The organism is Scytonema sp. PCC 10023 (assembly GCF_963920835.1).
Classification (GTDB): domain Bacteria; phylum Cyanobacteriota; class Cyanobacteriia; order Cyanobacteriales; family Nostocaceae; genus Kalymmatonema.
The window spans coordinates 1-1725 of record NZ_CAWUDP010000275.1; the positions used below are offsets into that span (position 1 = coordinate 1).

Below are 1725 nucleotides of genomic sequence, written 5' to 3' on the forward strand. Positions count from 1 at the left end.
TTCATGCACGGTTCTGAAGACCAACGGATTTGGTGACAAATTCGTTGAGTTTAATTTGGTATAGCTTTAGCCCTCAAGAAAACATCAACATCTTCCAAAAAGCGAAAACTCAGGAAGGTGATTACTTGCTGTTACTAGAAGCGAATTTTTAACAATTCATGTGAGTAATTAAACAGAGGTATGTTTTATGCGTTTTACTCGTCGTATCGCAATTGTGTCCTTAACACTGTCGATACTGGGATTTTGGCAGCCTACTTTAGCTGATCCAGGAAACCGTGCTCCCTGGGAAGAAAATGCGTGTCCAGGAGGTCTGTCTGAGACATTCCGCTTGGGTGGCGAGGTCAAAAATCGAATAACGTTTGACTTGCAAAAGCTCATAGATTTGCAAGAGGATTTAAAGAAACAAGACCCACCAGTCGTGACCGAAGTGACTGTGTCCTTCCAAACAGGATCGGGTCCGAGAACAGAAACATACTACGGAGTTCCCCTATGGGAGTTAATTAATAATGAGAAGGCAGCAGGGGGACTTCAACCTGGTAATTCCGGTCTAAATCCTAAAAACGCTTTCCTGAGACAGTACATTCTTGCGGAAGCCACTGACTGCTATGAGGCGGTTGTGGCTATTGGTGAAATTCACCCCAACTTTGAAGGGAAACAAGTGCTAATTGCATATGCAAAAAAAGCAAGCGATGGTAGTATCGAGTATTTGACAGATACAGATGAGGGATTTGCTCGTTTAGTGGTGCCTGGTGATAAAGCAGGAGGACGTTACATCAGCAACGTTAGAAACATCCTAGTACTCTCTGCTCCTGCTTCCCCTTTAAAATCCAAATATTTCCAGCAACCTTAATTCACTTTAAATTCTCTTATTAGAAACAGCAGGGCAAACGCATCTAATTTGGACAATTTGAATTATGAAAGTGAAAGGCTACATCTAAAAAATTGTGCCATTTATCCTCTGGATCTATGAGTTCTTTAACATTGCTCAATACTACGCAATGCCTTGTGCCACGGGGTTTTCCACGTGCAGCTAATCCGGCAGCTTCAAAGCAGATTACTTATTAGCTGACCCTGGCTCACTGAGCTGGCGGTGCTGTTCAGCATTGACGGTATCAGGCAAGATTTTGCTCACGCTACCCTGCAACTTCGTCTTGAGCGAGCCAGCGATGACATCGTCCTTGCCTGCCATCAGTGCCTCAAAACCCTGCTTGGCGACATCAGCCGGGTCATCCTTCTTGCTCGCGCCCACGTTGGTGTCGTCCATACCTGCGCGGTGGAAGAAGTTGGTATCAGTCGGTCCAGGCATGAGTGCGGTGACGGTGACGCCTGTGTCCTTCAACTCGTTGCGTAGTCCTTCTGAGAAAGAATGCACAAATGCCTTGGAAGCCGCGTAGACTGCCTCGAACGGACCGGGCATCAGGGCGGCGATGGACGAGGTGAAGAGGATTCGACCCTTGCCGCGCTCAACCATGTCCTTCACTACCCGCTTGGCGAGATGGACAGTCGATACAACGTTCAAGTTAATGAGATTGAGTTCATCCTTCAGCTCAGTTTCCCGTGCAAAGTCACCGCCGACACCGACACCCGCGTTGATAGCGATCGCATCTACTGGTCGGTTAGTTGCCTTAATCTTGTTGTAAAGCGCCTCGACTCCTTCATAGGTGGCGATGGAATCGACAGGAGTATATTGGATATCTGTCTTTCAAATTTTGGAAAGTCATGGGT

Annotated in this window: 2 protein-coding genes; one reads left to right on the plus strand and one right to left on the minus strand. The window is 46.8% G+C overall.

Features of this window, described 5'->3' with window-relative positions; translation table 11 throughout:
- The first annotated feature begins 187 nt into the window (after positions 1 to 187).
- Positions 188 to 850, plus strand: coding sequence for a hypothetical protein (locus ACM0OZ_RS48650; RefSeq protein WP_414590123.1), 663 nt, complete (start codon positions 188 to 190; stop codon positions 848 to 850).
- A gap of 204 nt (positions 851 to 1054) precedes the next feature.
- Here ACM0OZ_RS48650 and ACM0OZ_RS48655 read toward each other — a convergent pair whose 3' ends face one another.
- Positions 1055 to 1693, minus strand: a complete 639-nt coding sequence (locus ACM0OZ_RS48655; protein WP_414590124.1) for an SDR family NAD(P)-dependent oxidoreductase — start codon at positions 1691 to 1693, stop codon at positions 1055 to 1057.
- Positions 1694 to 1725 lie beyond the last annotated feature (32 nt).

Bases quoted from the DNA above. Each gene is read 5' to 3' on its own strand.
- ACM0OZ_RS48650 (WP_414590123.1), top strand. From the start codon at position 188: ATGCGTTTTACTCGTCGTATCGCAATTGTGTCCTTAACACTGTCGATA.